Origin of the sequence: Cellulomonas wangleii (assembly GCF_018388445.1) — a bacterium.
GTDB classification, from domain to species: Bacteria; Actinomycetota; Actinomycetes; order Actinomycetales; family Cellulomonadaceae; genus Cellulomonas; species Cellulomonas wangleii.
Map to the genome: position 1 here is coordinate 3,819,837 of NZ_CP074405.1, position 24,952 is coordinate 3,844,788.

Genomic DNA, 24,952 nt, shown 5'->3' on the forward strand with positions numbered 1-24,952 from the left:
CCGGGTCAGCCCGCCACGCGCTCCCGGCGGTCGCACCCCTCGCCGACCTGCGTCGGCTGCTCCGCGGCCGTCCCGGACCCGCGGCGCGGCTGCGGCACCACCGCGTCCACCACCATGGACCCGTCGGACGGCCCTTCGAGGGTGATCGGCTCGGGCGTCGACGCGACGTGGGACAGCGGCGCGATGGGGTCCTGCGCGAGGCTGCGGTGCGCCCGCAGGTACGCGGGGACGAGCAGCGCGACGGCCCCGAGCCACGCGAGCGGGTTGCCCCACACCACGCCGGCGAACCCGTAGGCCGCGCCGAGCACCACCGCGGCGCCGACGCGGCAGACCAGCTCGATGAGACCGGTGACGGTGGGCACGAGGGTGCGGCCCAGCCCCTGCAGCGCACCGCGCAGCACGAAGAGCACCCCGAGGACGGCGTAGAGCACGCCGTTGACGACCAGGTAGTGCGCGGACATGTCGACGACGCGCTGCTCGCCCTCGCCGACGAACATCTCGACGATCCAGCCGCCCGCGGTGACGAGCACGACCCCGATGAGCACCGCACCGAGCACCGACATCCAGACGGCCTGCACGACGCCCGTCCGGATCCGGTCGGGCCGCCCACCGCCGCGGTTCTGGGCGACGAACATGGAGACCGCCAGCCCGAGCGAGGCGAGCAGGGCGACCGCGAGGCCGTCGACGCGCGTCGCGGTGGTATAGGCGGCGACGGCGTCGGAGCCCAGGCTGTTGAGCCGCACCTGCACGGCGAGCGTCCCGATCGCGATGATCGACGCCTGGAAGCCCATGGGCAGGCCCAGCTGCAGGTGGTGCGCCAGGTCGGCGCGCGTGACGCGCCAGTCCTCGCGGCGCACGTGCAGCACGGGCACGCGTCGCCGGACGTGCACGAAGCACAGGACGACCGAGACGCCCTGCGCCACGACGGTGGCCAGCGCCGCGCCCCCGACGCCGGTGCCGAGAACCCCGACGAGCACCACGACCAGGGCGATGTTGAGGAGGCAGCTGAGCGTGAGGAAGACGAGCGGGGTGCGGGAGTCGCCGATGGCGCGCACGATCGCGGCGAGGAAGTTGAAGAACATCGTCGTCGCGGCCCCGAGGAAGCTGATGACCGCGAAGGTCTCGGCCTGCGGCAGCAGCTCCTCCGGGGTGCGCAGCAGGCGCAGCGCGGGGCCGGCCAGCAGCGGCGCACCCACCGTGAGCAGCAGCGTGACGACGCCGGTGAGGATGGCACCGGACGCCACCGAGCGGCGGACCGCGGCGGCGTCGCCGGCGCCGAAGGCCTGCGCGGTGGGGATCGCGAAGCCGGACGTCATGCCCCAGGCGAAGCCGATGAGCAGGAACAGCAGGCTCCCGGTCGCGCCCACCGCGGCGAGCGCGTCGACGCCGAGCGTGCGGCCCACGACCATCGCGTCGGCGAAGTGGTAGAGCTGCTGGACGACGTTGCCGATCAGCAGGGGGACGGCGAACGACAGGATGACGCGCCACGGGGCGCCCGTGGTCAGGGCCTTGGACATGAAGGAGGACTCCGCGCTTCGGTACGGCTGGGTCGGTGCGCGGTGGTCGGTCGTGCCGGGTCGCGTCAGGGTCCTATCGTATCGATACGATCGCGCCTGACCAGAGGGTTTCACCCGATCGGTGCGCGGGGCGGAACGCTCCCCCGCCTGCTGTGGAAAGCGCGTCTCACGCATGTCCCAACGGCACCCCTCCCGGAGGTGGGCAGGCGTCCAAGAACGCCGGGACCGGGCGCTGCGGGACGGGGCCCGGCCGCCCCGCACCCGGCCTGCGCTTGACCGAGGTGATCTCCGCGACCGTGCGACGTGCGGTCGGTGCGCGGGGGCCCACCCGTGCCGCGCGGTCGCGGGCCCGCCCTACGCGCGGACGACCGACCCCTCGGCGGTGATCTCGTCCGCGTCCGCGTCGTCGAACCACCGCCCCTGGCTGCCCAGGTAGCGGAAGCGGACGGTGGAGCCCGTCGGGACGACGACCGACGCGCTCGCCGTGCCGTTCGACCGGCGGCGCAGCGGGTGCACGCCCGGCGTCCAGTCGTTGAACGTGCCGACCACGCTCACCGGCCCGTCGAGGACGGCGGCGGGCAGGGCGAACGTCAGCGTGCACGTGGCGGACCTGGCGGAACGGGACTTCTTCAGCACCTGCGGCACCTTCCCTCGGGACGGGCGGACGGGTGCATCGTGGCGGACCCATGTTTCGGGGACGTCCACGAGCCGGTCACCGCCGTGTGACGCGGCGACGACGACGCCGCGCGGCCGCCCGGAACACGACGGTGGCACCCGGTACGGCGCGTTTGGTGCGTCCCGTCCGGATGACACCGGTTCGCGGGGTGGGCACGACCACCTCCCGGGCGCTACGGTCGGTGCGCCCAGCCGGGCCTCGTCGTCGGGAGGAGCACGCATGGGACGGGTCGCGACCGTGACGGTGGTGGTCGGGATGCTGGCCCTGGCCGGGTGCACGTCCCAGGCGGTCGAGCCGCCCGGCCTGACCGCGTCCCCGACGCCGCAGGCGAGCGCGGAGGCGACGCCCGAGCCGACGCCGGAGTCCAGCACGCAGGACATGTCGGACCCCGAGCTCGGGATCGTCTTCGACGACGTCCCCACCCTGACCGGCGACGAGGCCGACGTGTGGAACACCGTGGCCACCTACCAGGTCGAGTACTGGCGCACCATGACCACGAACACCGTCAGCCCCGCGTTCGCCGTCATCGCCTCGGCCGACGTGCAGGCGGTCATGGAGCGCATCGCCACCAACAACACCGCCGACGCCGTCGACATCGGCGGCACCTTCCGCACCCGCGTCAGCGACGTCACCGTCACCGGCGACACCGCCACCGCAGCGGTCTGCGACGACTACCGCGACGCGACGTTCGCCGACGCCGACGGACCCGACACCCCCGAGACCGCCGGCTTCGGCTACCCGCGGCGCGAGACCGTCCAGCTCCAGCGACTGGGGGATCGGTGGGTCATCGGCACGACCGCCGGTGAGGGGTCGTGCTGAGCCGCGCCGGCAGGGTGGCGGTCCTCACCGGGGCGCTCCTGCTGGCGCTGGCCGGCGGCGCCTCCGCCTATGACGGGAAGGGTGGGGGTGGTGGACCGGCGCCGGCTCCCGTCACCCCGGAGGCAGGTGGCGGCACCATCGCGGTCACCGTGACGAGCTCCGGCTCCACGGGTGAGGGCCGGTCGTTCTCGTCGTCGGTGCAGGCCACGGTCGCGCCCGACTGCTGGAGGGCCCCGGGCAGGACCGGCTACGAGTACTACGAGTACTGGAAGACCGGGGGTCCGGCACGGCAGTCCGGCACGCTCGACGCCTACGCCGCGCAGGGTCTGCTGAACCCGGACTTCGAGGCGTACGCGACCGACGACACCGGCCGGTGGTACGAGCCGCGCTGCCGCTACGACATCGACGACGACGTCGAGCTCGACTACCTGCTGTCCCACCGCGCCGTCTTCGTGCCCGAGGGCGAGCCGGCACCTCCGGTCGACGTCGTCGTCGACCCGCAGCAGCTGGTCGAGATCGCGCAGGACCACATACAGCTGCCGACCGGCACGGTCCGGTGGAACCCGTCGATCGAGGGGTCCGGCGCCACGGTGGTCAACATGGACACGTTCGTGTGGGTCGAGGGCGCCCCGGCCACCGTCGAGGTGACCGCCTCGGTGCCTGGCGTGTGGGCGCGCGTCGACGCGAGCGTGAGATCCATGACGTTGGAGGCGCCCAACGCCGACACGGCCACCTGCCCGGACGTCGGGACCGCGTACAGCGCCGGCATGACGTCGTCGACGTGCTCGATCGTCTTCACGCGCTCCAGCGCGAACCAGCCCGTCAAGGAGGGCCAGACCCTGCGGACCGCGACCCTGACGGCCACGACCACCTGGGCCGCGAGCTGGGTGTCGTCGCAGAACCCCGAGCCGCAGCCGCTCGACCTGCAGACGGTCACCACGACGGCCGAGATCCCGGTGGCCGAGATCCAGACCGTCGTCACGCGCTGACGCGAGCGCCGCGACGTGAGCGAGCCCGACGCGGACGTCGCGTCGGGGCAGCCGCACGTCGGGGCAGCCGCACGTCGGGGCAGCCGCCGTCAGGGCAGCGCACGTCAGGGCAGCGGCACCTGCACCAGCTGCCACGCCCCGCCGCTGACCAGCAGACCCCGCCCGGGGACGGCGCCGCCGATCGCCGACCGTGGCAGCCGCAGCCCGAAGAGGTCGCCGTCGTTGGGCGTGGCGGGGGCGAGCAGCAGGCCGCTGCGGGACTTCTTGATGGTGGCGGCCGGCCCCCGGTAGGCGCTGCCCAGCTCGTCGGCCGTGCCGGCGGCCACGACCAGGCCGGGCCGGTCCCGCAGCGCCCCCAGGTGGGCGACGATCGCGTCGGCCAGCACACCGTCGGTGCCCACCAGCTCGAGGTCGTCGACCAGCAGGACGCTGGGCACGTCCTGCGGGACGAGCAGCGCGAGAGCCGCGGTGACCTCGTCCCGCGTGGCCTCGACCTCGATGGCCACGACACCGTCCCGCGCCGCCAAGTCGCGCAGCGGGCTGCGGCGCGGCGTGACGACCCCGACGGTCCAGCCGCGGCGCAGCGCGCTCTCCCCCACGGTGAGCAGCGTGGTGCTGCGGCCGGAGCGCCGCGGGCCCAGCACCAGCAGCCCGGGCCCGTGCTCCTCCGCCTCCAGGCCGTGCAGGGCCAGCGTGTCCCCGCCGACGCCCAGGGGCACGGCGGTACGGCGCAGGGGCGGGCCGCCGAGGGCCGCGGCCTCGTCGAGCGTGAGGCGGGTGGGCAGCGGGTCGATGCGGAACGGCACCTGCGCGCCGGTCGCCGGCACCGGGTCGCCCGCGTGCCGCGCCGTCGCGGTCCGCCCCACCGCCTGCAGCGCCGCCACCTGTGCCGGGCCGCTCGGGTCGTCGTCGAGCAGGCAGACCTGCAGCTCGTGCGGCCCCTCGGAGCGGAACGCGCGACCCTCGGGAAGGTGCTGGGGCACGTCGCGCACCGACAGCCCGACGGACTGGTAGTCGCCCGGGTCGGGCATGGGGAGCATGACGCGGTCCTCGGTGAGCGTGGAGATGCGGCCCGCCAGCAGGCTGCGGTCCCCCGCGACGACGACCTTGACCCCCGCGCCCGGTCCCTCCTGCAGGATCTGCGTCCACAGGTCGACGAGCGCACCCGCGTCCACGTCCTCGAAGGCCTGGATGAACCCCTCCCACCGGTCGAGCAGCACCAGCAGGTACGGCAGGCGCTGCGCGGGGGCGACGCCGGCCCGCTGCTCCCGGACGTCCGCGAACGACTGCTCGGCGAGCAGCTGCTGGCGGCGGGAGATCTCCGCGCGCAGGCGGCGCGTGAGACGCGCGACCCGGTCGGGCTGGTCGCGCGGGACCACGGCACCCGTGTGCGGCAGCCCCATGAGCGGCAGCAGCGCGTTGTTGCCGAAGTCGAGCCCGTACAGGTGGACGTCGCGCGGGGAGGTCCGCGTCGCGACCGCGGCGGCCAGGGCACGCAGCACGGTCGAGCGGCCCGAGCGCGCGGCGCCGACGACCGCCAGGTTGCCGGCCGTGTCCAGGTCGTGCGTCGCGACGTCACGACGCTGCTCCGCGGGCAGGTCGAGCAGGCCGTACGGCAGCGCGAGCGGGCGTGCCGCGAGCGCCTCGCCACCCTGCGTCGCGACGTCGTGTGCCGTGACGACCTCGCCGAGCGCGGGCAGCCACGGCGGTGGTGGCGCGCTGACGCCCGCGAGCGTGGCCGCGCCCTGCACCGCGGTGACCAGCGACGCGAGGTCCGTCGGGACGTCGACGTCGTCCTCGCTCGAGGCCCGCTGCACGGGCACCGGCCGGCCGGTCCCTGCCCACGTCAGCGGTGTGACGTCGACCCGCGCACCGCCGCCCACGCTGGGCGGGCGCCCGCCCACGCGGGACGACTGGAACGCGACGAGGCTGGTGTGCCCGAGCCGTGCGTACGCGCGCCCGGGCAGGCTCGGGGCGATCTCCGCCGCGTCGGGCGCCTCGATGACGTCCTGGCTGTCGTTGCGGTCGGTGACCCGCAGCGCGATGCGCAGGTTGGTGTTCGACTTGATCTCGGCGCTCACGACGCCGGCAGGGCGCTGCGTCGCCAGCACCAGGTGGACGCCCAGGGAGCGGCCGCGCCGCGCGATGTCGACGAGGCCGGTGACGAAGTCCGGCAGCTCGGCGACGAGGGCCGCGAACTCGTCGATGACGATCATGAGGCGCGGCATCGGGGCGTCGGCCGGGCCGCGGGCAGCCAGGTAGTCCTCGATGTCCTTGGCGCCCGCGTCGGCCAGCTGGTGCTCCCGGCGCCGCAGCTCCGCGGCCAGGGACTCCAGCGCGCGTGTGGTCAGGTGCGCGTCGAGGTCGGTCACCATGCCCACGGTGTGGGGCAGCCGGCTGCAGTCCTTGAACGCCGCGCCGCCCTTGTAGTCGACCAGCACGAACGTCATCTCGTCGGGGCGGTTGCCGATCGCGAGGGACGCGATCATCGTCTGCAGCAGCTCCGACTTGCCGGAGCCGGTGGTGCCGGCGACCAGGCCGTGCGGCCCGTCGGCACGCACGTCCACGGCGAACGGCCCGTCGGAGGACTCCCCGATCACGGCGCGCGTCGTGCGGCCGCCGGCCGCCCACCCGCGCGCGACGTCGGCCGGCGTGGGCGGGTCGAGTCCCAGCACGTCCAGCAACCGCGACGAGGCCACGAGGGTCGCGGAGAGGTCCTCGGTGCTGATGTCCTCGATCGGGGCCAGCGACCGGCCCAGCCGCTCGAACCAGCCGGTCGGCACCAGGTCGACGCGCACGCCGTCGACCGGCTCCTGACCGGCCACGGCGACGCGCGCGGTGGGCCCGGCCAGGTCGACGACGGCCTGGCACTCCTCGGGGAGCTGACGCTCCTGCTCGTCCAGGCACAGGAAGTAGATGCCGTGCGCCGGCCCCTCGCGCAGCAGCGTCACCAGACCGGGCAGCAGCCGGACCCGCCGTGCACCGTCGAGCACCACGACCACGGGTGCCGGCAGCACCGCGCCGGACCCGCCGAACCCGACGCCCTGCCCACGTGCGACCGACCGCCGCTGCTCGAGCACGGCGAGCAGCTCGGAGATCCGCCGGGCGGTCGTCTCCTCGTCGGTGCCGACCTGCGCGACCGGTCCGCCGTCGCGGCGCGCGTGCGGCAGCCACCGCACCCACCCCCACTCCTGCCCGCCGTCCGGGTCGGCGAGCAGGTGCACCGACACGTCCGCGGGCGAGTGCGCCGCGACCACCTGCGCGAGCATCCACGCGCCGACCCGGCGGCGCGCGTCGGCCGGTCCGACGACGCCGGTGACGCCGACGCGGGCGAGCGGCACCGCGACGGGCACGTCGGCCGCCGTCCAGTGCTGGACGCGCTCGTGCTCCTCGCGCCCGGGGTCGTGCAACGACACCTCGCTGGGCAGGTCGGCGGTGCCCACGCGCGCCAGCATCCAGTCGGGGTCCGTGCGACGCCGCTCCCACAGCCGGGCGCGCGGGCCGGTGGCGAACAGCAGCACCGTCGCGGGGTCCGGCAGGTCGCGGCGGCGTGACGCGCTCTCGGTGCGCAGCGACTCGAAGGCCTGCTGCTCGATGCGCGCCACCCGCTGCACGTAGGTCCGTACGGCCTCGACGTGCTTGCTGCGCTGCCCCCCGCGCGAGGACACGAAGTTGCCGATGGCCATGAGCGGGGACAGCCCCATGATGATCAGCGCGTAGGGCGACCTGGTGAACCAGTACATGGCCGCGCCCATGACCAGCGGCATGAGCACCATCGTCAGGGGGAAGCGCTGCTTGTCGGGCATGCGCGGCTCGGGCGGCAGCCGGAACTCCGACGGCCGCACGGGCGGCAGCAGCCGCGGCGGCCGGTTGTAGTCGAGCGTGGCGCCCGCCGCGCTCGGTGACAGCGACGCGTCGGGCAGGCCCACCTCACCGACCTCGAGGACGACGTCACCCACCACCAGCGACTCGCCGGGGTGCCACGGCTGCGCGGCGGTCAGCGCGATCCGGTCGACGTGGACCAGCGGGCGGTCGGACTCCGGGTCGACCTCGGTCATGGCCTCCAGGCCCTGGCGCGCCTGCGCGAGCTGGCGGGCGAACCGCCCCCGGGGGCGCCGGCCGCGGGACGCCCCGGCCGCCGGCTCGCCCCGGGGGACCACGATGGGGCCCTCCGGGGGGCGACGGCGCACGGGTGCGGGGACGACGGCACCCAGCACCTCGGGCGCGGGCTCGACGGTCACCGAGCCGTCGACGCCGACCTCCAGCACCACGGCGACCGGCGGCACGTCGGGGTCGTCCACCGGGACGGACGCGGCGGGGTCCGACCCGAGCACGTGCCGGCCGACCGGCAAGCGGTGCACCCGCCCGGCCTGCCGGCCGGACACGACACGGACCTCGCACGCACCGTCCGGCTCCGCCCACACGTCGCCCGGGTCGACCCCGAGGCCCACGACCGCGCCGTGCCGCAGCGGCGACTGCTCGACGGGTACGTCGGCGTCCAGCGGGGCGCCGTGCCACCACAGGTCGGGCGCACCGGCCTCGGCGACCGTCGCGGTCACGACGCCCAGGTGCCCCGACCCGCGCGGCACCACGCGCGCACGCGCCGTCGGCACGAGCGCGTCGAGCGCCTGCGCGACGTCCCGCACCCGCGCACCGGGAGGGCACTCCACGACGACGTCGCGCGGCTCGTCGCCGCGCTGGGCCGTCACGCTGAGCAGCAGTCGCACGCGCTCCCCCGTCCGGGTGGCTCGGTGCCGGGCGGACCACGGCCCGCCCCATGAGGGCGGGCCGCCGGCCGTGGCACCGGTCAGATGCGGTCGGGCTCGCCCGTGGCCGCCGCGATGTTGTTGTGGTTCGTCTTCACGTCGCCCGCTGCACCGTCCAGCGCGTCACGCAGCCGGTCGAGGTTGGCGCGGTAGTCCTGCCACGCGGTCCGGAAGTCCTCGGAGTACTTGCCCGTCCACACGGCGCTCTCGAGCGCCTTGTCGACGTCGCCCTTCATCCGCTCGGCGTCGGCCGCCGTCGTCGTGAACGTCTTGTTGAGCTGCTGCAGGGTGCTGAGTTCGGCGCCAACGGCCACGGGAGTCTCCTCTTGTGTCGAGCTCGGCGCCCCTCGGCGCCGGGGACCGACCTTATCGGGCAATTCACCGCGAAGGGTGCGCCTTGTGGATGAACCGTCGAGCGCTCACTCGTCCGGTCTCACGCGGACCCGCGCAGGGTCTGCCCCGTGTCCGGGACCAGCTCCTCGACCAGGGCCCGCGTGGCCGCCGACATCACCGGGACGTCCGCCGCGCGCAGCGTCGCGACCAGGACGCCGACCACGTCACGCACCGCGTCGGGGCCGCCCGTGGCGTCCGCGGCCCGCAGCAGGTCGCGCCACAGCAGCTCGGACGTCGGGCTGACCTGCACGGCGTCCCAGGCAACCCGCTGCGCGGCCGCCGGGTCGTCGCCGTCCCGGTGCAGCACCACGAGGCGGTGGGCCGCGTCGACGAGCAGGTCCCGCGACGCGTGCTCCGCGCGCACCCGGGCGAGCCACCCGTAGCGCCCCGGCGGCCGGACGGCCACGACGGGCGCCGCCGCCAGGGCGAGGGCCTCGCCGAGCAGCGAGCGCTCGGCCGCGGGATCGGCGGCACCGCGCGCCCGCGCGAGCAGCGAGCGCACGACGTCCCAGTCCACGACGACGTCGGGACCCAGGGTGAGCCGCCCGTCGTCGCCCCGGCGCAGGTGCGGCCGCCCGGCCGCGTCCTCGCCGAGCCACGCCGCGGCGCGGGTGATCGTGCGCTCCCGGACCTCCGGGGTCGCCCCACCGGGCCACAGCGCGGCGGCCAGCACCGTGCCGTGCACCCCCTCGGGGTGCAGCGCGAGCAGGGTCACCAGCTCGGTGAGCAGCGGCCGGCGGGCCTCGTCCACCGGCCGCCGCGCCTCGACGCGGGGCTCACCGAGCACGAGCACCCGGACCGCGGCACGCTGCAGGTCCGCCGCGGACAGCGTCCGGTCCGGCGGGTCGACGTCGGGCCGTTCCACCGCGCCCTCGTGCTCGGCCGCCGCCCGCCGCTCGTCGACACCGCGCACGGGGTCCGGCGCCTCGACCAGCAGCTCGCCCAGCGCGTCGACGTGCGCGGCGGTGAGCCGGTTGGCGCGGACGTCGACGCCCAGCAGGCGGGCCGTCAGCCGGCCGTCGGCCGCGACCTCGAGCCGCCAGCGCGCGCCGGGCAGGTCTCCCACGCAGACCACGCCCAGCGCGGTGCGCTGCGCGGTGGTCGACAGGGCGGCCAGCTCGCGGCCGGCGTCCGGGGCGGGCGGCTCGCCCAGCACGACGTACTCGGGCACACCCACCGCGGTGCCGTCGCCCCGCAGGCGGCCGGTCAGGACGTCGTCGCCGGTCGCGCGGGCGCGGTGGGCACGCAGCCGGTCCAGCACGCCGGTGACCGTGCCGGCGCGCGTGTAGCGGTCCGCGGGGAGCTCGCGCAGCCCGTCCGGCATGCCCACCCCGGTCACCTGCAGGGCGTCCGACCAGCGGTTGGTCGCCAGCTCGGCGGCCAGCGCGGTCGCGACCTCCCGGGCGGCGGTCGGGTCGCCGACCAGCGCCACAGGACCCTGCGCGGCCTCGAGGTCCACGAGGACGTCGCGGCCCGCGTCGTCGCGGCCCAGGGACACCAGGCCCGGGAACGGCGCCGGTGCGTCGATCCGGCCCAGGTCGAGGTCGGAGGCGGCGAGCCGCCAGCGACGCCCGCCGTCCAGCGTCTGCCAGGGCCGCGGGGCGTCCGCGGCGGCCGGCGTCAGGTCGAGCTCCAGCCCGCTGTCGTCGACGCGTGCGACCACGACGCCCGGCAGGCTGCGCCGCTGCGAGCGCAGCTCGGCGGCGAGCCGCCGCAGCCCACGGTCGAGCAGCAGCGCACGCTGCGGGTCGGCTCCGACGCGCAGGACGACCTCGAGCTCGACCGCGCCCGCGCCGGGCTCGCCGGAGCGCCCGCGGCGGCGACGGCGCTCCAGCGCCACGAGCAGGCCGGCGGCCAGCAGGCCCGCCCCGACCAGACCGGGCGCGGTGCTCTCCGCGGCGGACCCGGTGACCTCGTGGGCGGCGGCCCCGGCGACCCCGGTGGCGGCGGTCGCCACGTCGCCCGCCGGGGTGGGCGCGGCCGGGGCCTGGACGGGCACCGCGGGCGCCGGGGCGGGGGTGACCACCGCGGTGACGCGGTCCACGCCCGTCGCGTCCTCCGGCATGATCAGCAGCCAGTTCGGCTGGATCAGCCGCTCGAGCGTGAGCTCCTGGCCGTCGGGCTGGTCCCGGCCCTTGTTGAGCTCGAACACCTCGCGGTAGCGCATGCCGTCGCCGGTGGTGCGCTCGGCGATGTCCCAGAGGTTGTCGTGGTACCGGCCCTCGGGCGGCTGCACCACGTAGACGCGGCGCCCCTCGAGCTCGGCGCCCTCCTCGGGGCTGAGCTGCATGCCCCCCAGCCAGTACGTGGTCTCGACCTGGGCGGCAGCCTCGACCGAGGCGTCGGCGGCGGGGGCCGGCGTCGACGCCGCGGGCCCGGGGACCTCGACGGCGGAGACCGCCACCGGGGACGCGACGGACTCGTACCCCGCGACGGCGGGCGCGACCGCCGCGGTGGCCTGACCGGCCGCGGTCACGAGCAGCAGCACCGTCACCACCAGCGTGCGGGCCAGCCGCTGGCTGGGACCGGCCAGCGGCACCCGGGCGGGCAGCCCGACGCCCGACAGCGCCGACCGCAGCTCGACGAGCACGCAGACCGTGAACTGCAACCAGGCGATCCACACCACCCACACCAGCACTGCCAGCAGCTGCTCGACCCCGATGGTGGCCAGCAGGTCCGCCCGGCCGGGCAGGGACGTGGGGATGACGGGCAGGGCGTCGAGCGCCACCAGCCCCGCCGGGACCCCGACGACGAGCAGGAGCAGCAGGAACGCCGCACCGAGGGCCGCGCCGACAGGTCGGGCCTCCGGCTCCCCCACCTGCTGGAACCGCTGGGGGCCGGTGCGGCGCTCGTCCTGGTGCTGGCTGGTCACGGTGCTCCCCCGAGCTCGGAGTTGATGCCGAAGGCGGCGCGCGCGGTGGCGTCGCCCTCGACGGTGAAGCTGTCGATGAACACGAGCTGCAGCAGCGCCGTCGGGACGACGTCGCTGACCTGGACCGTCACGGCGTCCCCGTCGGCGCCGACGGAGATGCGGCCGGGCGCGTAACCACGTGCGACGAGGAAGTCACGGGCCTCACTGGTCGCCCGCACCGGGTCGATCCTCGGGACGCTGCCGCCGCGCAGGGACCCGGCGTCCACCTGGTCGGCGCCGACGCGCGCCGCCTGCTCCGCGTCGTCGGTGATGGCGACCCGCGCGTTCACGGCGCGCCCGCCGTCCGCGACCAGGCCGGCGAGCGCGAACAGCACGACGACCAGGCCGATGACGAAGGCGGTCGCCGTGCCGCGGTCACCCCGCTCCGGCCCGCCGTCCGGGTCCGTCACGCCCTGCCGGACGCGGTGCACGATCCTGCGCACGCTCAGCCTCCCGTCCGTCGCCACGTGTCCAGCGGGGCGGTGCTCGACCCGGTCACGTCCGCCGACCCGGGCAGCCCGACGAGTCCCAGGTCGGAGAACGAGACCCGGCAGCGCACCTCCACGGTCACCAGGTCGCCGGCGACGAAGTCCCCGGTCAGCTCGGCCGGCTCGCACCGCAGCGAGTCGGGCGCGGCGGCGTCCGCCATGGCGCGCGCGGCCGCCAGCGCGGCGTCGCCGCTGCGCTCGAGGGTCGCGGCACGCACGGCGTCGCGCGCCATCGCCTGCGCCGCCCCCTCGGCGGACACGAACCGGCCGAAGGCGACGACGAGGAACATCATGAGGACGAGCAGCGGCACGAGCACGACGACCTCGACGGCCATCGACCCGCGGTCGCGCGGCGGCGCCGCGGCGCAGCGGGGTCGCCGGTCCTCCCCGTGCCTCATGCGTCCCCCCTCTCCTCGATCCGACGGCTGCCGGCCGGCGTCCAGCGCCACCGGCCCCCCCGGTGCTGCACCCGCGTCACGTGTCCGCGCGGAAGCGCTCGACCGGTCCCTGGACCGTGGCCGACACCTCGGGCGCCAGCCCCTGCACGATCTCGACCGCGCGGCCCGTGACGGTGACGCGCACCGTCAGGGCGTCGGGCTGGGTGACCGTCACGTCCACGTCGCGCAGCGACGCACCACCGATCTGCTCGGCGTACGTGACGGCCCGCTGCCGCGCCTCCTGCACCGACCCGGCGGTCCCGCCACCGGTGCGCACGACGCGCGCCGCCTCGCGCGCGACGGCGCCGGCGAGCTCGTTCCCGTACCAGGTGAGCGAGAACTGCACGATCGCGAAGATCGCCAGCATGAGCAGCGGCGTGTAGAAGATCATCTCGACGCTGCTCGCTCCGCGGTCGTCACGCGGGTGACGCCACCGGCTCACGGGCCGTCGCCGCCACCGGGGTTACCACCGCCACTGCCGGGTGCGCCGGGGATGTCGATCGCGTCGGCCTCCTCGGTGATCCGGTTGTACAGGGTGAGACCGACGGCAGCCGCGAGGGCCACCAGGACGCCGGTGATGATCACCCACTCGATCGCGGAGGCCCCGCGGTCGCCGGACTGCTGTGCGCGGGCGATCCGTCGCCGGATCTCCAGCTCCATGTACCCGTACGGGGTCCAGGGTGCGAAGAACATGTCACTCTCCTGTCGTGCCGTGCCTGTGTGGTCCTGCCGTGCGTCCGTGCCTGTCCATCCGTGCGTGCTGCCGGTCGCGCGTGCCCGCGCAGCCTCACCCGCTGCCGAACACCGTCATCGCCGCCGGGTAGACGAGGAAGACGAGGAACCCGATCGCCAGCAGCAGCTGGGCGACGAGCATGGTCTCGGAGCTCTCACCGGCCTTGCCCTCGGCGTCGGCGAGCTCGCGCCGGCGCATCGAGCCGGCCCGGGCCGCGAGCGAGTCCCGCACCTTGGCCCCGTCCTCGGCGACGAGCGCCAGGGCCGCGGCCAGGTCGCGCAGCTCGTCGACGCGCAGGTCCTCGCCGAGGGCACCGAGCGCCGCCCACGGCGTCTCACCGCGCAGCCGGGCCGCGATCAGGGCGTCCCGGATGCGGACCATCGCCCAGCCGTCGCTGATCTCCGAGGCGCCGGACAACGCCTCGGGCACACCGCGCCCGCCGGCCAGGCTCATGGCGACCAGGTCGAGGAACGAGCCGACCACGTGCCGGAAGTCACGACGCCGGCGGGCCGCCTGCGAGCGCACCGACAGCGCGGGCAGGGCACCGGCGACCAGGGCGACGACGACCGCGACGACCACCGGCACCCCGAGCGGCACCCCGGTCCCCAGCGCCGCGAGCGCCGCCGTGACCAGCAGCGGGACCACGAGACCGGCGAGACCGGCCAGCACGGTGCGGGCGAGGAACGCGTCCCGCGTGAGCCCGACCATCGACAGGTCCGAGCGCAGGGAGCCCAGCCCGATGCCGAGGGCGTCCAGGCCACCCGCGGTGCGACGGCCCAGGACCTGCTCCCAGGACGGCAGCAGCGCGGCCTGCCGGTCGGTCTGCAGCACGCGTGCGCGCGCGCGGCCCTCGCGGCGCTCCCGGTCGAGCCGCGCCAGGGCGCCCGCGGGACGGGTGGCGGGCGGCACGAGCACCAGGACGAGGACGAGGACGCCCAGCCCGGCCAATGCACCGGCCACGAGCACGCCGGTCATCCGCGCACCTCCGGACCGGTCAGGGCACGGCCGTCGGGCGCGCCGCCGCGGTCGGCCGGTGCGGCGCGGTCGGGGGTCGCGACGAGGAAGCGCTCGGGCAGCTCGACGCCGGACAGCCGCCGCATCCACAGGAACCCGGCGGCGAAGAGCGTGCACACGAGCGTGAGGACCAGCTGCCCGGTGGCGGTGCCGTACGGCTCGACGTACGTGGGGTTGAGGACGGTCAGGCCGAGGATGGCCACGATCGAGAACACCGTGACGATGAGGGCCGACCGTCGGGTGGACGCACGCCCGGCACCGACCCGCTGCCGCATGTCGAGCTCGGCGCGGCCCGCGTCGGACAGCGACGAGAGCACCTGGCGCAGACCGGGACCGCGCAGCCGCGCGTTGAGGATCAGCGCGGCGACGATGAGGTCGGCGCTGGGGTCGTCCAGGTCGTCCGCGAGCCGCTGCAGCGCCGTGGCCAGCGGCACCCGCACCCGCAGCCGGTCCACCAGCAGCCGCAGCTGCGGCTGGATCACGGGCGACGCGGCCGTGACCGTCGCGGGGATCGCCTGCTCCAGACCCACGGCACCGGCGATCGTGTCGCGCAGCGACTCGGTCCACGCCGCGAGCGCCTCGATGCGGGCCATGGCCTGACGCTCCGCGCGCGCACCCCCGAACAGCACGGGCCACACCAGCACCAGCAGCACCGCGGCCACGGCCGCCACGGGCCAGCGCGTCAGCAGGAGCACCAGCAGGCCGGCGCCCAGGGCCAGGGCGCCCTGCCGGCCGATCCGCTCGACCAGCGAGGGCCCCTCGCTGCGGACCGTCGCCCGGCGGCGGTCGCGCGGCAGCAGGCTGTCGACGAGCAGGACGACGCCGCCGCCGACGAGGGCGCCGAGGCAGACGACGAGCAGCAGCGTGGGGGTCATCGGACCCCCTGCGCGAACGCGTAGCCGGGGCTGTACCCGACGGCCGCGAGCTCGTCGATGCACGCGACGGGTGCGGCCGGGACCGCGATCCCCCCGGGTCCGGGCGCGAACACCTCGCTGGACAGCACGCGCCCGTCGATGCCGTTGACCTCACGGATGCTGGCGACGTAGCGGCGCAGCCGCCCGCCCGACGCGTAGTCGTTCTGCTTCTGCACGAACACGACGAAGTCGATCGCACCCGCGATGAGCATCATCGTGGCGTCGACCGGCAGGCGCTCCGCCGACTGGATGGCGTAGGTGGAGATGCGGTTGAACACCTCGATGGAGCTGTTGGCGTGGATCGTCGACAGCGAGCCGTCGTTGCCCTGGCTCATCGCGTTGAGCATCGTGACGATCTCGTCGCCCAGCACCTCGCCGACGATCACGCGGCTCGGGTTCATGCGCAGGCTGCGGCGCACCAGCTCGGCCATGGTGATCGCACCGTTGCCCTCGGAGTTGGGCAGCCGCTCCTCGAACGCCACGACGTTGGGGTGCAGGTCCGCGAACTCCCCGAGCCCCAGCTCCAGGGCGCGCTCGACGGTGATGAGGCGCTCGTGGGGGCCGATCTCGTTGGCCAGGGCGCGCAGCATCGTCGTCTTCCCGGCGTTGGTGGCGCCGGCGATCATGATGTTCTTGCGGGCCGCCACGGCGGCGGACAGGAACGCCGCGATGTCCGGCGTCACCGACCCGAACCGCACCAGGTCGTCCAGGTGCACGCGCGACAGGCGCGAGCGGCGGATCGACACCGAGGGCCGCGCGCACACGTCCATGACCGCGGACATGCGCGAGCCGTCGGGGAGCCGGATGTCGAGCTGCGGGTTGGCGGAGTCGAACGGCCGGCTCGTCAGGCCCGAGTAGGCGCCCAGCACCTGGATGAGCTCGACGAGCTCGTCGTCCGTCTCCGCCACGGGCGGGGCGACGGCCTCGCGGCCGTCGGAGTACTGCACGAAGACCCGGTCGCAGCCGTTGATGTCGATGTTCTCGACGTCCCGGTCGTCCAGCAGCGGCTGCAGGCGCCCGACGCCGAAGAGGGCCGCGTGGATACCCCCGGCGACCTCCTCCTCCTCCAGCGGCGCGAGCGGTGTGCGGCCGGCCGCGATCTCGGCACGGGCGTGCGCGTCCAGGACACGGTTGATGACGGCGCGGGCGAACTGCCGCTCGTCCTGGGCGGACATGGCAGGGCTGCCCGCGGCGGCGTCGTCGCGCCGCTGCCGGGCGAGGGTGTCGGCGACCTCCTCGCGCAACCGGCGGACGAGCCCCTGGTCGACGGCCATGTGTGCTCCTCCGGGACGCTCAGACGGGGGTGCCGACGCCGCGGCCCGCGCGCGCGGCGGCGAGCGCCCGCACCGGGTCGACGAGCTGGCGGACGGACCGGACGAGCAGGGAGCGCGCGACGGGGCGCTGCAGGCGCCCGCCCACGACGTCGGCGGCGCGCGGGTCGTCCGCGACCTGGCCGAGCACCGTCGCGGACAGCCCCTCGTGCGCGAGCAGCTGGGCCAGGTCACCGGCCGAGCGGCGGTCCCGGCTGTCGGCCACGAGCACGATGCCGATCGCGGGCGACCGCAGGCTCGCGTCCCGCAGCTGCGCCAGCCAGCGCACGCGCTCACGCAGGTGCGCGAAGGCCTCGAGGCGCGCGCGCGTGACGACCAGCACGACGTCCGACGCCTGCACGATCGGCAGCACCGGGCTCGACGGGGTCACGCGGCCCACGTCGACGACGACGTCGCGGCCGGGCCACCGGGAGAACGCGGCGCCGAGCTGCGGGAGCACGGGGGCGATGCCGACCATCTGGTCGGGCGTGCCGACGCCGCACAGCACGTCCAGGCCGCCCTCCGACTGCTGCAGGTGCGCCTCGAGCGGGCGGTCCGCCAGCCCTCGGCGGGCGTCCGCCGCCAGGGAGAGCAGACCCAGCTCGGGGTCCAGGGCACCCTCGTCGGGGCGGCGCGCCAGCAGCGACAGGTCGCCGCCGCCGGGGTCGGCGTCCACCAGCACGACGTCCTGCGGCCAGACGCTCGCCAGCACCCGGGCCGTCGTCGTGACGCCCGGCGCCCCCTTGGCGGAGGCGACGGTGACCAGCATCAGCCGTCCCCGTCCACCGCGGCGCCGCGCGTCATCAGGACCGCGGCGAGCTGCCCCTCGGCACCCACACCGGCCACGACCGGGCCCTCGGAGTCCTCCACGATGAAGGTGGCGGTGACCGTCGCGCCGCCGGGGCTGTCGCTCGATCGCGACGCGGAGCTCACCAGCGCCTCGCGGACCAGCACGGTGCCCTCGCCGTCCAGGACACGCACCAGCTGCACGACGTCGCCCGGCTGGAGCCCCGAGGCCGGCACGCGGCCCGCGGCCAGGGCCGCACCCACGGCCACCTTGCCCTCGGTGAGCATCCCCGACGTGGTGAGCATCGACGTGTCGAGCAGCTGACCGGCGCTGATGGAGCGCCGCGCGTACTGGCCGACCACCAGGTCGTGCTGCCCCGCGGGGAGCAGCAGGGTGCCCTCGGACGCCACGGGCGTGGTCCCGAGGTGCTCGGCCGTGATGCGCTGACCGGCGACGATGTCCGCGGTGGCGACCAGGACCGGGACACGCGAGTCCGCCCGCAGCGCGAGCAGGCCGGCGACCGCGGCGCCGCCGACGATCAGCAGCACCGCGAACGCCGCGAGCAGCGGTCGCCTCTCGCGCGGCGGCGGCGGCAGGCGGTCGGCCCGCGCACCGGACGGTCGGCTCGCGCGGGCGCGGCGGTCCGGTGCGGCCTCGGGCCCGGTCGTGCTGGTGCTCACCGTCATGGGCGACGCCGTACCTCACGCTCGTCGTGTGCTGGACGGGAAGACTATAGGGGCGAGTAGGGGCGATCCGGACAGACCGGTCACCCGGACGGCTCTCCGGCCCCGCCCGCGACGTCGGTAGCATCTGCGCACGCGCCGCGGGTCCCCGGACCGGCGGCGAGGCCCCACGAGCGGGTCCGGGGACCGGACCCGACGGGACGAGAAGAGGGCTCGCCATGCACGGACCTGCGGCTCCGCACGCCACGGGTGGACGGCGCGACCGCGGCGCCCGGGACGCGTCATGACCCGGGGCGCCCCCGCGGGCGGTCCCACCGTCACCCGGATCTCGCCCTGGCCGCGGGTGACGGCCGTCCTGCACTCGCCGACGACCGCGACCCTGATCGTCAACGACACCGAGCACGCGTGCTCGGCGCCCTCCGCCGCCCGGCTGCGGACCGGCCTGCTCGCGCGCGCCACGGCCGTGGCGGCGACGGTCGACCGCCCGGTGCGGCTGCGACTCGCGTCAGCCGGCGGTGGCCAGCTGCTGGCCGTGCACCCGGACGGCGCCGTGCACGCGCTCGACGACCAGGGGCGCACGTCCGCCGCGCCGCTGCCCGCACCCCAGGACACCGGGTGCCGCCGGTGCGGCACCCCCCAGCCCGTCGTCGCGACGACGTGCGCCCGGTGCGGTGCGCTCGAGCCCCACCGCGTCGAGGACCGCCCCGTCCCCGTGCTCGACGTCGCCGCGCTGACGCTCCCGGACGCGGCGCTGGCCGAGCGCCTGCACGGGACGCGCGACGAGGCGGCCCACCCGGACGTGTCGCAGGCCGTGCTCGAGGTGGACGGCCGCCCGCCGGTGACGTTCCACGGCGAGGCGGCGCTCGGGCGCAACCCCTCTGCGGCGCCGGGCCGCACCCCCGTCGTCGTGCGCAGCCCCGGCATGCTCGTCTCCAAGACGCACGCGCTGGTGTCCGTCGACCCCCAGGGGGTGCTGCGGGTCACGGACTGCGGGTCCACCAACGGCACGACCGTGCTGGGCGACCCGCCGCTGCCGCTGAGCCCGGGCCAGGCGCACGTGGTGCCGTCGGGGACCACGGTCCGGCTCGGTGACGTGTCCTGCCGGATCGTCCTGGTCTGACGGCCTGACGGTCCTGACGGCCCTGACGGGCTGACGGCGACGAGCCGCGGGGCACGGCCTAGCGGCGGGCGTCGTCCTCGGCCATGCGCGCGAGCATCGCGTTGTACCGGTCCATCTCGTCGTCGCCGTCCCTGTCCACCCGCCGGTCGCGGCGCCGGGCCGTGCGCTCGTCGTCACGCGTCCACTGCACGGCCACGACCACCGCGAGCGCCAGCGTCGGGATCTCCCCGATGCCCCACGCGACGGACCCGCCGATCTGCTGGTCGCGGATGGCCGAGACCCCCCACGGGCGACCCGTCAGGCCGAACCAGTCCGCCACCAGCAGCCCTTCGCCGCCGACCAGCGCGACGCCGAAGAACGCGTGGAACGCCATGGTCGCGAACAGCAGCAGCAGGCGCATGGGGTACGGCGGGCGGGTGGGGCCGGGGTCCACGCCGGCGAGCGCGTTGACGAACAGGTACCCGGCGAGCGTGAAGTGCACGATCATCGCCAGGTGCCCCACCGGGGAGCGCAGCGACCACTCGAACAGGCCCGAGTAGTAGAAGAGGACCATCGAGCCGGCGAAGTTCACGGCGGCCACCACGGGGTGGGCGAAGAACCGGCCGACGTGGCTGTGGACGAGGGTGAGCACCCACTCGCGCGGGCCGCGCGAGGCGTCGTCCCGCAGCACGGCCGCCCGGGCAGGCACGGCGCGCAGCAGCAGGGTCACGGGTGCCGACAGCGCCACGAACAGCGGCACCACCATGACGAGCACCATGTGCTGGATCATGTGCGCACTGAACAGCACGTGCCCGTAGACGGACGGCCCGCCGGACGTCGTCCAGGCGAAGAGCAGCATGCCGGTGACCCACGACGCCGTGCGCACCCAGGACCAGGAGTCGCCGCGCCGCCGCAGGCGGCGCACCCAGCGCAGGTACACGACGATCCCGGCGGCCGCCGCGCACGCCATGAGCACGTCCCAGCGCCACTCGGTGAGCCAGCGCAGGGCCGTGGGCTCCGGCGGCAGGGCGTGACCCGTGAGGACGTAGGCGGGGGACGTGTCCGTCACCGGTGCGTCGGGCACCGGCGGCGGGGACGAGCCCAGCGCCACCGCGACGCCCGAGACCGCCCCCATGACCGCGAGCTCGACCAGCACCACGCGCCAGAACAGCAGCCCGCCACGGGGGCCGGCCAGGCGCGGGACGGTCGCACGGCGGTGCGCCAGGCCCAGCAGCGCCAGGGCCGCGAACAGTGCGATCTTCACCAGCAGCAGCACGCCGTAGCGGGTCTGCAGGCCCTCCCAGCCGCCGAGGCGCAGCACGCTGTTGACGACGCCCGAGACGGCGACACCCGCGACGCACCACCCGGCCACCACCGAGAAGCGCGAGACGGCGGGCACCACGTCGGCGCCCAGGCGTCGGACCAGCACCGCCAGGGCGGCGAGCGCGCCGATCCAGACCGCCGCGCTGACCAGGTGCAGCACCATCGCGGACGTCGCCAGGTCGTGGCTCGCGGCGCCGGCGGCGTGGCCGGTCTGGCCCAGCTGCCACAGCGCGACCAGCGACAGGGCGGCGGTCCAGGCGGCGCCCGTGGGCGTGGCGACGACCAGGGACAGCGCGGTCACCACCGCGGCGACGGTCGTCACCGACAGCAGCGTGCGGCCCAGGTCGATCTGCGTGACGAACAGCGCGAGCTCGTCACCGAACGACGGGGCCGTGGGCGGCACCCCCGCGACGGACGCGTACGCGAGCACCAGGTGCACGACCGACAGCACGGTCCACGCGCCGGCGGCGACGCCGGCGAGCACGAGGCTGCGGGGGTAGGCCGAGCCGTCGGCGGCGGCCCGGTCGGACCCGGGGGTGCGGGCGGCCGCGGACGTGCGGCGCGGCAGCACGCACACGGCCAGGAGCAGCGCGCCGACCGTCAGGGACGCGGCCAGCTCGGTGAGCGTCTCGACGACGGGCAGGCCCCAGCGCACCACGGCGCCGGGGTCCCCGACGAGGACCGCCGCCGCGCTCCCGGTGAGGGCCACCCCCGCGAGCACCGCGACGACGCCGGTCGCCGCGAGCACGCCGAGGGCACCACGCGGCACCGGGTTCACGCGCTCCTCCACGCCGACAGCCTAGGCCGGTTCCCGGGGCATCCCGGGCGGCGGTCGTCGCCCCCGCGACGCGGGCGCGTCAGCGCTCGGACGGGCCGTCCGCGTCCGTCGACCCCGGGCCGTCGGACGTCGCCGCACGGCGGCGGGCGGCGAGGGCGGCACCACCACCGGCCAGCGCGGCCAGCACCCCGACCGCGAGCACGACCCACACCCAGGCCGGGACGCCATCGTCGTCGGCGAGCGCCACGGGCGGAGTGGCCGTGGCGGTGAACACGTCGGTCGGCTCGTCCGCGGCGGGCTCCTCCGGCGTGGGCGTCGCGTCCGCGGCACCCTCGGTCGGCGCCGGGTCGGCGGGCGCCGGCTCGAGGACCGGCGACGCGGCCGTCGCCGTGAACCCGAAGGTCCCCGACAGCGGGTGCCCGTCGGCGGACGTCACGCGCCAGTCCACGGTGTACGCACCGGCGGGCAGCGTCTCGACGAGCGGCTGGACCACCGAGGAGTCGACCAGCCGCACCGGGCCGTCGCTGACGACGACCCCGTCCGGGGCGGTCACCACGACCTGCGTGCCCAGCTCCATCGCCGGCTGGTCGAAGGTCAGCGTGACCTGCGCAGGCGCGGCCGGGACCGTCGAGCCGTCCGCCGGGTCCGTGGACCGCAGGGTGTTGTGCGCCTCGGCGGGCGACGCCGCCAGCACGGCGAGGACGAGCGCGAGGACGAGGGCGAGGACGGCGGGCCGCCACCCTGCACGCGCGGCGGGGGCCGGGACGACGGACGGCACGGGGACCACCTCTCCTGCAGGGACGACAGCGCCCCGATCCCATCACGGACGCCCGGCCCACGACGAACCCGCCCGTCTCACGCGGCGAGCGGCGGCCGGCCCGACCCCGACGGGAGCGCCCCCGGCGGCCGTCGTCGACGGCCGGGCACCAGCAGCACCGACCCGGCGAGCGCCGCCGTCAGCGCCGCGCCCGCCGCGACCGCGACCGCACGGGGGGCCGGTGCGGGCGACCGCACAGCGGGAGGGGCGGGCTCGGGTGCGGCGGGTGGACCACCGGCCGCCCGGGCACGGTCGGCGGCCGCGACGAGGCCCGCCACGACGTGGGGTGCGTGCGGGTCGTCCGGGTCCATGCCCGCCGCGGCGAGCGTGGGACCGTCGAGCCCTGCCGCGACGAGGGCCTCGAGGTCCGTGCCGGCCGCGCGCACGGCGTCGAGGTCGATGCCGGCCGCCAGCAGGGGGGTCAGGTCGACGGCCGCACCGGGCGCGTCACCGTGGGCCGCGTGACCCGGGGCCCGGACGGTCCCGGCGTCCGCGACGGGCTCGGCGAGCAGCGCGAGGACGGGGTGCAGCGCGACCGCCAGGCCCGCGGCGGCGAGGGCGGCGGCCGCGCGGGCGACCGGCGGCGGCGCGGTGCCCCGGCTCGCGGCGTCCGGCGTCGCGGCGGGCGCACCGGCCCGCACGAGCAGGCTGCGCGCGGCGAGCACCCCGGTGACCAGCACGAGCGAGCCCACCGCGGCCAGCACGGCGGGCCCGGGCACGTGCCCACCGGCCAGGCAGTGGCCGGCCACGCCCCCGGCGAGCACGGCGGCGGTCAGGCCGGCCCCGCGGACGAGCGCCTGCGGGCTGCGGCCCGCGGCGAGCGTCGTCTCGTCGGCCGGCACCCGCAGAACATCACGCGCGACCGCGGCACGATCCAGTCACCGAATCGTTTCGTCACCCACCGACGGTGACGGGACGACCACGACGGGACCACTCACCGCCGGCCGCCGGCCCTGCCGCTGCCCGTCAGCCCGGCCGTCAGCCCCAGACCAGCGCCTGCGCGGGGTCGGCCAGCACCGCGGCGACGTCGGCCAGCACGCGGCTGCCCAGCTCACCGTCGACGAGCCGGTGGTCGAAGCTCAGGGCCAGCTGCGTCACGTTCCGGGGCTTGACCTTGCCCTTGTGCACCCACGGCTGCTGCCGGATCGCCCCGAAGGCGAGGATCGCCGACTCCCCCGGGTTGAGGATGGGTGTGCCGGTGTCGATGCCGAAGACCCCGACGTTGGTGATCGTGATGGTGCCGTCGGACATGTCGGCCGGGGACGCGCGGCCCGCGCGCGCCGTCGCGGTCAGCTCGCCCAGCCCGCGGGCCAGGCTCAGCAGGTCCAGCCGGTGCGCGTCCTTGATGTTGGGCACCACCAGGCCCCGCGGTGTCGTGGCCGCGATGCCGAGGTTCACGTAGTGCTTGTAGACGATCTCCTGCTGCGCCTCGTCCCACGACGCGTTGATCTCCGGGTGCCGGTCGACCGCCAGCAGCAGCGCCTTCGCCGCGATGAGCAGCGGGGTCACGCGCACGTCGGCGAACTCCCGGTCGGAGCGCAGGCGCTCGACCAGCTTCATGGTCCGCGTGACGTCGACGGTGTGGAACACGGTCACGTGCGGGGCGCTGAACGCGCTGGACACCATCGCCTCGGCCGTCCGCTTGCGCACGGACTTCACCGGCACCCGCGTCTGACGCCCGTCGGGGCTCACGGTGCCGCCCGCCGCCCAGGGGCGGTCGTCGCCGGGGTACGTCGCCAGGGCGCGGCCCTCGGCGCGCACCGCGTGCGCCAGCACGTCCTCACGCGTGACGATGCTGCCCGGGCCCGTCGGGGTGACGGCGTCCAGGTCGACGCCCAGGTCACGGGCCAGCTTGCGCACCGGTGGCTTGGCCAGCGCGTGCTGCGTGCCGTCGGGTCGCGCGGGCGCCGCGGGGCGCGCGGGCGACGCCGCGGGGCGCGCGGGCGCCGCGGCGGACGACGTCGCCCGCGGGGCGGCCGGCCGGCGAGGGCGTCGCGCCGACCCGCCGTCCGCCACGCCGTACCCGACGAGCACCGCCCCGGACCCGCCACCGGCCGCGGGCGCGCCGCTCGCCGGTCCGTCGGCGCCGACGGGCGCCTGCAGCTCGTCGCGTGCCGCCCCGACCTCGTCCGCACCGCCGGGCTCTGCCGACGACCGGCTCGGGTGCGGGTGGTGGGCGCGCGCGCCGTCCGCACGGGCGTCGCCCGTCCCCACCGGCTCCGGCGCCGCGCCGTCCGGGTCCACGTCCACCTCGATGATCGGCGTGCCGACCTCGACCGTCGTCCCCGTGTCGACCAGCAGCCGCGTCACGACGCCCGTCCACGGGCACGGCAGGTCGACCAGCGACTTGGCCGTCTCGATCTCGACGATCGTCTGGTTGACCTCGACACGGTCGCCGACGGCGACGTGCCACGTGACGATCTCGGCCTCGGTGAGGCCCTCACCGGCGTCGGGCAGGGGGAACTGCTGGTACGTGGGCACGCGGGGTCTCCGGGGGG

21 protein-coding genes are annotated in these 24,952 nt (G+C 76.2%); 3 read left to right on the plus strand and 18 right to left on the minus strand.

The window, feature by feature from the left end; all coding sequences use genetic code 11:
- Window positions 1-5: 5 nt before the first annotated feature.
- Both KG103_RS17440 and KG103_RS17445 read right to left on the minus strand, forming a co-directional pair.
- Window positions 6-1,517, minus strand: a complete 1,512-nt coding sequence (locus KG103_RS17440; protein WP_207339740.1) for an MATE family efflux transporter — start codon at window positions 1,515-1,517, stop codon at window positions 6-8.
- Window positions 1,518-1,871: 354 nt separating this feature from the next.
- Window positions 1,872-2,153 carry an isoamylase early set domain-containing protein gene (locus tag KG103_RS17445; RefSeq protein WP_207339741.1) on the minus strand — a complete coding sequence of 94 codons (282 nt, stop codon included), beginning with the start codon at window positions 2,151-2,153 and terminating at the stop codon, window positions 1,872-1,874.
- Between the two features lie 259 nt (window positions 2,154-2,412).
- Here KG103_RS17445 and KG103_RS17450 point away from each other — a divergent pair, with 259 nt between their 5' ends.
- Together KG103_RS17450 and KG103_RS17455 are read left to right on the plus strand one after the other, a co-directional pair.
- On the plus strand, window positions 2,413-3,012 hold the full coding sequence (locus tag KG103_RS17450) for a hypothetical protein (RefSeq protein ID WP_207339742.1): 600 nt from the start codon (window positions 2,413-2,415) through the stop codon (window positions 3,010-3,012).
- Window positions 3,006-4,001, plus strand: a complete 996-nt coding sequence (locus KG103_RS17455) for a hypothetical protein (RefSeq protein WP_207339743.1) — start codon at window positions 3,006-3,008, stop codon at window positions 3,999-4,001. The genes KG103_RS17450 and KG103_RS17455 overlap by 7 nt, the downstream gene beginning before the upstream one ends.
- Window positions 4,002-4,105: 104 nt before the next feature.
- On the opposite strand, the gene KG103_RS17460 is transcribed toward KG103_RS17455, so the two are convergent.
- The 12 genes from KG103_RS17460 to KG103_RS17515 all read right to left on the minus strand — a co-directional run bounded on the left by KG103_RS17460 (window position 4,106) and on the right by KG103_RS17515 (window position 18,440).
- On the minus strand, window positions 4,106-8,728 hold the full coding sequence (locus tag KG103_RS17460; protein ID WP_207339744.1) for an FtsK/SpoIIIE domain-containing protein: 4,623 nt from the start codon (window positions 8,726-8,728) through the stop codon (window positions 4,106-4,108).
- 80 nt (window positions 8,729-8,808) lie between these two features.
- Window positions 8,809-9,081, minus strand: coding sequence for a WXG100 family type VII secretion target (locus KG103_RS17465; protein ID WP_207339745.1), 273 nt, complete (start codon window positions 9,079-9,081; stop codon window positions 8,809-8,811).
- A gap of 119 nt (window positions 9,082-9,200) precedes the next feature.
- Window positions 9,201-12,032 (minus strand): bacterial transcriptional activator domain-containing protein, encoded by a 2,832-nt coding sequence (locus KG103_RS17470; RefSeq protein WP_207339746.1) that lies wholly within the window; start codon window positions 12,030-12,032, stop codon window positions 9,201-9,203.
- Window positions 12,029-12,514 (minus strand): pilus assembly protein TadG-related protein, encoded by a 486-nt coding sequence (locus KG103_RS17475; RefSeq protein ID WP_207339747.1) that lies wholly within the window; start codon window positions 12,512-12,514, stop codon window positions 12,029-12,031. The genes KG103_RS17470 and KG103_RS17475 overlap by 4 nt, the downstream gene beginning before the upstream one ends.
- 2 nt (window positions 12,515-12,516) lie before the next feature.
- The gene (locus KG103_RS17480; RefSeq protein ID WP_207339748.1) at window positions 12,517-12,957 is read right to left on the minus strand and encodes a TadE/TadG family type IV pilus assembly protein; all 441 of its coding nucleotides are present in this window, start codon (window positions 12,955-12,957) and stop codon (window positions 12,517-12,519) included.
- Between the two features lie 76 nt (window positions 12,958-13,033).
- Entirely contained in the window at window positions 13,034-13,438 is a 405-nt protein-coding gene (locus KG103_RS17485) for a TadE/TadG family type IV pilus assembly protein (protein WP_249670653.1), read from the minus strand.
- A complete protein-coding gene (locus KG103_RS17490) occupies window positions 13,435-13,689 on the minus strand; it encodes a hypothetical protein (RefSeq protein ID WP_242635188.1) in 255 nt (84 codons plus the stop codon). Before KG103_RS17490 ends, KG103_RS17485 begins: the two co-directional genes overlap by 4 nt.
- Before the next feature lie 94 nt (window positions 13,690-13,783).
- The gene (locus KG103_RS17495) at window positions 13,784-14,704 is read right to left on the minus strand and encodes a type II secretion system F family protein (protein WP_207339749.1); all 921 of its coding nucleotides are present in this window, start codon (window positions 14,702-14,704) and stop codon (window positions 13,784-13,786) included.
- A complete protein-coding gene (locus KG103_RS17500; protein WP_207339750.1) occupies window positions 14,701-15,618 on the minus strand; it encodes a type II secretion system F family protein in 918 nt (305 codons plus the stop codon). The genes KG103_RS17495 and KG103_RS17500 overlap by 4 nt, the downstream gene beginning before the upstream one ends.
- Window positions 15,615-16,931 carry a CpaF family protein gene (locus KG103_RS17505; RefSeq protein ID WP_207339751.1) on the minus strand — a complete coding sequence of 439 codons (1,317 nt, stop codon included), beginning with the start codon at window positions 16,929-16,931 and terminating at the stop codon, window positions 15,615-15,617. The genes KG103_RS17500 and KG103_RS17505 overlap by 4 nt, the downstream gene beginning before the upstream one ends.
- 19 nt (window positions 16,932-16,950) lie before the next feature.
- On the minus strand, window positions 16,951-17,736 hold the full coding sequence (locus KG103_RS17510; RefSeq protein ID WP_207339752.1) for a P-loop NTPase family protein: 786 nt from the start codon (window positions 17,734-17,736) through the stop codon (window positions 16,951-16,953).
- Entirely contained in the window at window positions 17,736-18,440 is a 705-nt protein-coding gene (locus KG103_RS17515) for an SAF domain-containing protein (protein WP_207339753.1), read from the minus strand. The genes KG103_RS17510 and KG103_RS17515 overlap by 1 nt, the downstream gene beginning before the upstream one ends.
- 280 nt (window positions 18,441-18,720) lie before the next feature.
- Here KG103_RS17515 and KG103_RS17520 point away from each other — a divergent pair, with 280 nt between their 5' ends.
- Window positions 18,721-19,557: an FHA domain-containing protein gene (locus KG103_RS17520; protein WP_207339754.1), complete on the plus strand. Its 837-nt coding sequence runs from the start codon at window positions 18,721-18,723 to the stop codon at window positions 19,555-19,557.
- A 58-nt stretch (window positions 19,558-19,615) separates the two neighbouring features.
- Here the strand turns inward: KG103_RS17520 and KG103_RS17525 are convergent, their stop codons facing one another.
- The 4 genes from KG103_RS17525 to KG103_RS17540 all read right to left on the minus strand — a co-directional run bounded on the left by KG103_RS17525 (window position 19,616) and on the right by KG103_RS17540 (window position 24,935).
- Window positions 19,616-21,649 carry a cytochrome c oxidase assembly protein gene (locus tag KG103_RS17525; protein ID WP_207339755.1) on the minus strand — a complete coding sequence of 678 codons (2,034 nt, stop codon included), beginning with the start codon at window positions 21,647-21,649 and terminating at the stop codon, window positions 19,616-19,618.
- Between the two features lie 67 nt (window positions 21,650-21,716).
- Window positions 21,717-22,415 carry a copper resistance CopC family protein gene (locus tag KG103_RS17530; protein ID WP_207339756.1) on the minus strand — a complete coding sequence of 233 codons (699 nt, stop codon included), beginning with the start codon at window positions 22,413-22,415 and terminating at the stop codon, window positions 21,717-21,719.
- A gap of 77 nt (window positions 22,416-22,492) precedes the next feature.
- On the minus strand, window positions 22,493-23,296 hold the full coding sequence (locus KG103_RS17535) for a hypothetical protein (protein WP_207339757.1): 804 nt from the start codon (window positions 23,294-23,296) through the stop codon (window positions 22,493-22,495).
- Window positions 23,297-23,432: 136 nt separating this feature from the next.
- Window positions 23,433-24,935 carry a dihydrolipoamide acetyltransferase family protein gene (locus KG103_RS17540; protein WP_207339758.1) on the minus strand — a complete coding sequence of 501 codons (1,503 nt, stop codon included), beginning with the start codon at window positions 24,933-24,935 and terminating at the stop codon, window positions 23,433-23,435.
- Window positions 24,936-24,952 lie beyond the last annotated feature (17 nt).